The sequence below is a fragment of the uncultured Rothia sp. genome (genome assembly GCF_916049665.1).
GTDB lineage: Bacteria > Actinomycetota > Actinomycetes > Actinomycetales > Micrococcaceae > Rothia.
This window is the reverse complement of the sequence record NZ_CAJZIE010000086.1, coordinates 1-7,148: the sequence shown is the minus strand read 5'-3', so window position 1 is coordinate 7,148 and position 7,148 is coordinate 1. Positions and strand designations below refer to the sequence as shown.

The following is a 7,148-nucleotide window of genomic DNA, read 5'->3' as shown; positions in this document are numbered from 1 at the left end:
TGACTTCCATTCACCCCGGAATTCTCGTCGCCTTCGATTCCACCGCGCTTGCAAGCCTCTACAACTACCCAACCCACATTAGCGACGAAATCCTCCGCGTCTACTCGCAGCTGCGCGGACACGCCTTCCTCCCCCACCAGGCACTCAAAGAATTCTGGGCAGCACTCGACGGCGCCTCCCCCGTACCCGCCGCCGCAGAACGCGTCCGCTCAGCGCTCGCATCCTTCAAAGAAACCCTGCCCGAAGAACGCAACTCCCCCTGGAGCGCGCTGCGTTCCGTCACGCACCAGCTGGACCACTCCATCGCGCAGATCATGAAGATCCTCGAACCCACTACCGACACCGGATCCATCAACATGGCACGCCGCGAAGACGACACGATCCTGCCGCGACTGAACCGCATCTTCACCGGACACGTGGGTGCCGCGCCCAGCCCCGAACGCCACGAACAGCAGTGCCGTGAAGCTCTTGAGCAGGGCCACCCGCTCCTGGCAAACACCACCTTCGACGCCGACTTCGCGCTCTGGAACCAGTGCCTTGCCGAAGCCACCACCCGAGTGAAGGGCACCGACTGCGTGTTCGTCACCGGCGGTGTGCGCGACACCTGGCTGCGCAACGGTCAGCAGGTACGCGCCGCATCGGGTAAAGAGCCCGTGCGTCAACTGGCAAACCGTCAGCTGCTGCGTGAATACACTAAGGCAACCGGAGGCGGCGTGTTCCGCATCTACACCGTTGAGGAGATTCTGCGACTCGCCTCCAACCAGTACGGTGTGACCGTCAGCGACGCAACCTACAGTGCGATTCGCGCGGAACAGCCCGTCGCTGTGTAGGCAAGCAGTGTAGGCGGCCAACCATCACGCCACACTAACCGCCATTAACAGCGAGAAGCCACATGTGTTTCGAGAAGCCACTAAAAATGTGGCTTTTCGAAACACATGTGGCTTTTCAGCGTCTGGCTAGTTCTCGCGGTTGGCGCGGTACAGCTCCGCGGCGCGCTCCTCCGAGGACTCGTCATCGCCGAGCATCAGGTAGCACAGGTACAGGGTGAAAGCGGCGCGGCGGTCATCAGCGAGCGCGCTGGTTCCTTCGCCGGGCTGGGTGCTGAAAGCGATAACGTCGTGTGCCTGGGGCAGGGCGGCAATCAGGTGCGCGGCGGTTTCGTAGCCGTCCTGGTTGCCGGGCATGGTGAACTTGTGCGGCTCCGGGTTCTCGTCAGCACCAGCAGCTGCTCGGGCGGCGTGGAAGTTAGCCTTGAGGACGTCTTCAACGCGGCGAATCTGCTCGGCGTCAGGCTGGGTACGGTCATCTGCGGCAAACGCAACGTGGATGCTGTTCAGGGTCTCGTAGGGGTGCTCACCCGCGTAGTATCCGGCGGCGAGCGCATAGCCGGTCAGCAGGCGTGCCTCGTCGGCGGTGAAGGTGCCGCGCGCCTCATGCAGGGCGGGCAGCAGAAGCTCGGTGAGGAGCGGGTGCAGGGACTCGGGGGCGTTCGCGATAGCCTCCTGCAGGTATTCGTCTGCCTGCGCGGTGGGCTCGGCGTTGAGCAGGGTCAGGAAAGCCTCATCGGTGCCATCCCAGTAGCGGGCAATCAGCACGAGGGTCGCAACGAGCGCGAGCAGTTCGCGGTAGTTGCTGGAACGGTCCTCACCGAAGGTGTTAGCAACAACGCGGGCGAGCATACGGGCGGCGATGTTCTCGAGGACGAATTCGTCGTAGGGGTTCTCGCCGGGCCAGTTAGCGGAATCGGGCAGGTAGGTTTCGTCCAGATAGCGCAGCACGGGCTCGAGGGGTGCGGGCGCATCCGCGGCAAGGTCGGGACAGCACTGTTCAACCCAGCTGTTCACGGTCGCCTCGTCGGCAATGCCGGTAGCCTCAGCGAGCTGGGTGCGCGAAAGGCTGTACGGTGCAACGAGTGCGGCGAGGTCGTCGCAGGCGCCGTTGGAACGGTAGATGGGCTGGTAGTTGGCGTTGGGAAGAGTTCCGGGGAGGGTGGCTGCCATGGTGGCTCCTTCGCTGAGGTTCGGGGTGAATTGGGCTGTATGGTGTGCGATGCGCCGGGCCGTTTGGGGGCCCTGCGTGTCTTCTAATTTCAGAATATCCCAGAGCCCCGCATCGTGCGCTGCCCGTCGTCATTATGGGCTTCAGAGCATTTTTGGTCGCGTTCCATCTTGCACCATCGACATATACAAGCACCCATCAGTTGTTAATGATAGAATCGCAGTATATTCTTTAGTTAATTTTCAAACAATATTTTTCAAAGGAGTTAACAATGTCCCACTCTCCCTATACCAATAAGAAGGTCATGGAGGACTGGCTCGAAGACCTCGGGGTTTTGGATACGCTGGCAACTGCGGCAAAGATCATCCAGCTTGCAGCGAGTAACCCGGACTACCCTGAACATGCACGGAATGCCAGCAAGGGTATGAACCATTATGAGCTTGTTGCTGAGAATCTTAATCGTGTCACCCTTACCGGTGATAAGTTTGCCTCATTTCAAAATGAACCTATCACTAAGAATCTCAACGCTTTGGCAACTGACCTTCCGCAGGAAGCATATCCGCTTCTCACTGCATTGAGCCGTCGGCGTGGTCTTTACCGCAGTGATTCGTACAAGAACATGCCCTTTTGGGAGGTCAGTACCTGTTGCTCTCTAGTAATGCAAAGCGCTAACCGCTTCGGTGGCGTTGATAAGATTCGTTGGGAGAGCAGCACGAAGAAGCGAATTATTTCAGCAACGAATCACTACGTTCAGGACACTCTCGATATTCCGGGGTTGGATGATTACGTCGAAGATTTGCCGTTGCGTCTCCCCATTTTGGTAGTAGCGTATAATATTTCACCCGAAGGTGAACTCAAAGAGTTTGCCCTCGGTCTACCTGCTCCGGTCGAACGTCGTAGCCAGAGCCCTTGGGTATGGACCATTGATGTACTCGATCATGCAGCATCGCCGAAATTCCTTGCCGCCATCGATTCCGCGCAGGAAGAAGTTCAGTCTACGGCCCATCCTGAGGCCCCGGCAGTTCCCGACGCTCATGTTAAGCTGAAGAAGGCAGCTGAGTAGGAGCTGTTATGACTCATACACCACACTCTTTGTCCGCGAAAGCATTATGTCTGTACAAGATTCTTCACCCATACTCTCCTTTGACCCAAGGAGGCTCACGTTAGCTAGAGAACTTCAAGGTGTCCGCAAGAGCGATTTGGCTAGGAGTCTTGGAGTTAGTGCTGTCACTATTACTCATTGGGAATCGGGTAACCGAAACCCAACTAAAGATAATGTCTACGCACTAGCTCTGACTCTTGGCGTTGCTCCATCTTTTCTTGAAAGTCAGTTCTCAGAAGCCCCGTTAATTTCTGGCGCACCTCACTTTAGGTCCTTACGCTCGACAACTCAGCTTAGTCGCAACCAGGCTCAAGCGTATACGCAAGTTGTCCAGGATGTTGTGCATACGATGAATGAGTATGTCGACTTCCCAGACCTGGTACTTCCCAGCATCTTGACTGATTCTGACCTTCCCGGTTCTGAGATTCCTCGTCTAGCGGCTGAGCAGGTTCGTAAAGATTGGGGTTTAGGAAATAAGCCCGTCCAGCATGTTGTCCGAGCCATGGAGAACCATGGTATCGTCGTTGTCTTTGCACCATTCCATAGTGCAGCAATTGATGCATACTCCACTTTTGGTAGCGAGGCTCCAGTAGTAGTTCTAAACCCAACAAAGGGTGATTACTACCGTCAACGCTTTGATGCCGCCCATGAACTAGGCCACCTAGTAATGCATGCTGATGCTGATCCTGGTCATAAGGTTCTTGAGGCTCAGGCTCATGCATTTGCCGCAGAATTTTTGGCACCAAGTGCATGCATCCAGGATGAATTGCCCACAGTCATGAACGGTCAAGGCTGGATGAAGCTGAAGGAGCTTAAGGAATACTGGGGCATCAGTATGCAGGCTCTTCTGTATAGGGCTAAAGAACTGGGCCGCCTTTCAGATGATGCCTACCGAAACGCCATGGTTACCGTTTCTCGTAACGGATGGCGTGCTAAGGAACCAGGTCTTATTTCTTCTCTCGAAGAACCGTCCCTAATTCCTCACGCGATTAGTCTCATCGAGGAGTCAGGCATTCCAGCTGAGATATTGAGAGAGAAGTCGCGCGTACCTCAACATTATTTTGAAGTCATCACAGCACGACGTCCTGTTCTACCAGTGAGCGTATAAACGGCAAAGCCTCGAGAGGGTGTAATTTCTACACTCTCTCGAGGCTTCTCTGTGCGTCCTCAAAATGTATCAGGCCAATTCAACAGAGAAGCCACATGTGTTCACAACACATGTGGCTTCTCGGCGCAGAAGTAAAAAGGATATTAGTCCAGCAGCGCGTCCACGAATGCTTCCGGGTCGAACGGTGCCAGGTCATCCGGGCCTTCACCCAGGCCGATGAGCTTGACGGGAACGCCGAGCTCCTCCTGAATCGCGACCACGATACCGCCCTTCGCGGTGCCGTCCAGCTTGGTCAGCACGATACCGGTCACGTCCACAATATCGCCGAAGACCTTCGCCTGGACCATACCGTTCTGGCCGGTCGTCGCGTCGATTACAAGCAGAACCTCGGTGACCGGCGCTTCCTTCTCAATCACGCGCTTGATCTTGCCGAGCTGGTCCATCAGACCGGACTTGTTCTGCAGGCGGCCCGCGGTGTCCACGAGCACGGTGTCAACGCCCTGCTCCTTACCAGCCTTCACAGCGTCAAACGCGACGGATGCGGGGTCGGCGCCTTCCTTCTCGGAACGCACGGTCTTCACGCCCACGCGGTCGCCCCAGGTGGTCAACTGCTCAGACGCGGCGGCACGGAACGTATCCGCAGCGCCCAGGAGCAGGGTCTGACCGTCAGCAACCATCACGCGGGCAATCTTGCCGACGGTCGTGGTCTTACCCACGCCGTTCACGCCAACGACCAGCACCACACCGGGGTTGCCGTCGCTGCCGGCGGTCTTCAGCTCACGGTCCATGTCGGGGCGAACAATCTTCACAAGCTCCTCACGGAGCATCTTCTTCACCGCAGCGGGGTTGCTCGTACCCTCAACGCGCACGCGCTGCTGCAGCGCCTCCACCAGGCGGGTAGTCGGCTCAGAACCCAGGTCGGCAAGCAGCAGGGTTTCCTCGACCTCATCCCAGACGTCCTGGTCGATGCGGTCGCGAGAAAGCAGAGCCAGCAGACCCTTGCCGAGCATGTTGTTCGAACGAGCCAGGCGGGCACGCAGACGCACCAGGCGACCCGCGGACGGGTCGGGCATATCAAGTTCAATAGCGCGAGGTGCCGAGCTTTCGGGTTCTTCCGCCGAACCGCCGGAGGCCTTAGCCGCCTCCTGACGCAAAGACTGCAGGTTCGCGGTCTTCTTGGGTCGGCGCAGAACCGCGAAAAGCACACCGGCAATAACCAGTACACCCAGCACAATCGCGCAAATCATCATCATCGTTTCATTCACACTACTAGCTTACCGGTTTGGGCGGTTTGACTGGTCGAGGTTACGCGCATGCCCGGCTGTCGGCGGAGTAGACTGGACACTGTTAAGTTTTTTAGCCGAACACATGGTTGACAGTTGCGGGTGGGGCCCGCGGCTGCCGCACGGCACCGCACGATTTCGAGGATGAACATGAGGAACCCTGCCAAAACACCACCTGTTTTTGACCCGCGCACGATTGATCCGAACCGTGTGCCGACCGGTTTGAAGGTTCTGATCGCTGCGTCGTTCATGATTGCGGTGGGTTTTGGTTTGGTGGCGCCGGTGCTGCCGAACTATGCGCAGAACTTTAATGCCACGGTCACCATGGCGACGATGGTGGTTTCTGCGCTCGCAATTACGCGCCTGATTTTTGCGCCGTCGGCGGGTCAGCTGATTACCCGCTGGGGTGAACGTCCGGTGTACACGATTGGCATGCTGATCGTGTCGGTGACCTCGTTCATGATTGCGTTCGCTTGGGATTATTGGGTTCTCCTGGGTTCGCGTGCGGTGGCGGGTATCGGCTCGGTCATGTTCACGGTCTCCGCGATGGGTCTGCTGGTGCGCCTGTCCCCGGCGCATATGCGCGGCCGTATTTCGGGTTATTATGCGACGGCGTTCCTGCTGGGTAACCTGCTGGGCCCGGTGATTGCGAGCGCGCTGGCGCCCTTTGGTATGCGTGCGCCGTTTATTGTGTATGGTTTTTCGCTGCTGGCGGCGGGCCTGATTGTGTGGTTCTTGATGCCTTCGCAGGCTGCCCTGGAGGCAGAGCGTGACGCTATTACGGAGGCGGCGCTGCTGGCTGAGGGTAAGGGCACCGGGGTGTTGCCGTCGGCGGCTGGCTCCCCTGCTGGCTCCCCTGCTGGCGCATCCGGCAAGGTGGCTAAGCCCGCTGCGTCCGGCGGCGCTGCGGGTAAGAGTGACCTGCCTGCGATGACGGTTCGTGACGCGTTGAAGTTCTCGAATTACCGTTCTGCGCTGGTGTCGAATTGGGCGATTGGCTGGTCGGTGTTTGGTGTGCAGTCGTCGATTATTCCGTTGGCGGCGGCGTATTTGGCGACGGGCGGCGATATGTCGGATTCGGTGGCGGCTACTCTGTTGGCGTCGTTGGCGATGGCGACGAACTCGTTTGGTAATGCGTTGACGCAGACGTTCTCGGGTCGTTTTTCGGATCGTTTTGGCCGCCGTGTGATGGCGTTTTCGGGTCTGCTGTTGGCGGGTTCTGCGGTGACGGTTATGGGTTTCGCGCCGGTGGCGTGGGTGTTTGTGTCGTTGACGGCGTGCCTGGGTATTGGTGCGGCGTTTATGGGCCCGTCGATTCAGGCGGCTGTGTCTGATGTGATTGGTACTCGCCGCAGTGGCGGTCAGGTGTTGGCGGTGTATCAGATGTGTAGCGATTTCGGTATGATTTTGGGACCGCTGGTGGCTGGCATGATTGCGGATGCGTGGGGCTTCGTTCCGGCGTTCATCATGAGTGGTTTGTTGTTGGTGGCGGCGGCGTTTACGTGGGCGCCGTTCCGTAAGGCGCGCTGGCCGAAGGATATTGCGGACGCGGACTATACGGGCCGCTAAAAGCTCCCTAATTGGTAAAAGCCGGTGCCTGCTGCGAAGCAGGCACCGGCTTTTCACGTACCAGGCTTATGTTCGGGAGATAGATAAA

Annotated in this window: 6 protein-coding genes; 4 read left to right on the top strand and 2 right to left on the bottom strand. The window is 57.9% G+C overall.

Annotated elements, in window-relative coordinates; all coding sequences use genetic code 11:
- Nucleotides 1–830 (top strand): PIN-like domain-containing protein (locus tag QZ540_RS07720; protein WP_294628962.1); only part of this gene is annotated, 830 nt, incomplete at its 5' end.
- A 126-nt stretch (nucleotides 831–956) separates the two neighbouring features.
- On the opposite strand, the gene QZ540_RS07715 is transcribed toward QZ540_RS07720, so the two are convergent.
- Entirely contained in the window at nucleotides 957–2,000 is a 1,044-nt protein-coding gene (locus QZ540_RS07715; RefSeq protein WP_294628960.1) for a glycosyltransferase, read from the bottom strand.
- Nucleotides 2,001–2,269: 269 nt separating this feature from the next.
- On the opposite strand from QZ540_RS07715, the gene QZ540_RS07710 reads away from it, so the two are divergent.
- Nucleotides 2,270–3,061, top strand: coding sequence for a hypothetical protein (locus QZ540_RS07710; RefSeq protein WP_294628958.1), 792 nt, complete (start codon nucleotides 2,270–2,272; stop codon nucleotides 3,059–3,061).
- 46 nt (nucleotides 3,062–3,107) lie between these two features.
- Nucleotides 3,108–4,208 (top strand): XRE family transcriptional regulator, encoded by a 1,101-nt coding sequence (locus QZ540_RS07705; RefSeq protein WP_294628956.1) that lies wholly within the window; start codon nucleotides 3,108–3,110, stop codon nucleotides 4,206–4,208.
- A 143-nt stretch (nucleotides 4,209–4,351) separates the two neighbouring features.
- Here the strand turns inward: QZ540_RS07705 and ftsY are convergent, their stop codons facing one another.
- On the bottom strand, nucleotides 4,352–5,461 hold the full coding sequence (gene ftsY, locus QZ540_RS07700) for a signal recognition particle-docking protein FtsY (protein ID WP_005506239.1): 1,110 nt from the start codon (nucleotides 5,459–5,461) through the stop codon (nucleotides 4,352–4,354).
- Between the two features lie 180 nt (nucleotides 5,462–5,641).
- Between ftsY and QZ540_RS07695 the strand changes: the two genes are divergently transcribed.
- Nucleotides 5,642–7,060 carry an MFS transporter gene (locus QZ540_RS07695; protein ID WP_294628954.1) on the top strand — a complete coding sequence of 473 codons (1,419 nt, stop codon included), beginning with the start codon at nucleotides 5,642–5,644 and terminating at the stop codon, nucleotides 7,058–7,060.
- Nucleotides 7,061–7,148: the final 88 nt, after the last annotated feature.

Coding starts and splice junctions, on each gene's coding strand:
- QZ540_RS07710 (WP_294628958.1), top strand. CDS start 2,270: ATGTCCCACTCTCCCTATACCAATAAGAAGGTCATGGAGGACTGGCTC.
- QZ540_RS07715 (WP_294628960.1), bottom strand. CDS start 2,000: ATGGCAGCCACCCTCCCCGGAACTCTTCCCAACGCCAACTACCAGCCC.
- ftsY (WP_005506239.1), bottom strand. CDS start 5,461: ATGATGATGATTTGCGCGATTGTGCTGGGTGTACTGGTTATTGCCGGT.
- QZ540_RS07705 (WP_294628956.1), top strand. CDS start 3,108: ATGTCTGTACAAGATTCTTCACCCATACTCTCCTTTGACCCAAGGAGG.
- QZ540_RS07695 (WP_294628954.1), top strand. CDS start 5,642: ATGAGGAACCCTGCCAAAACACCACCTGTTTTTGACCCGCGCACGATT.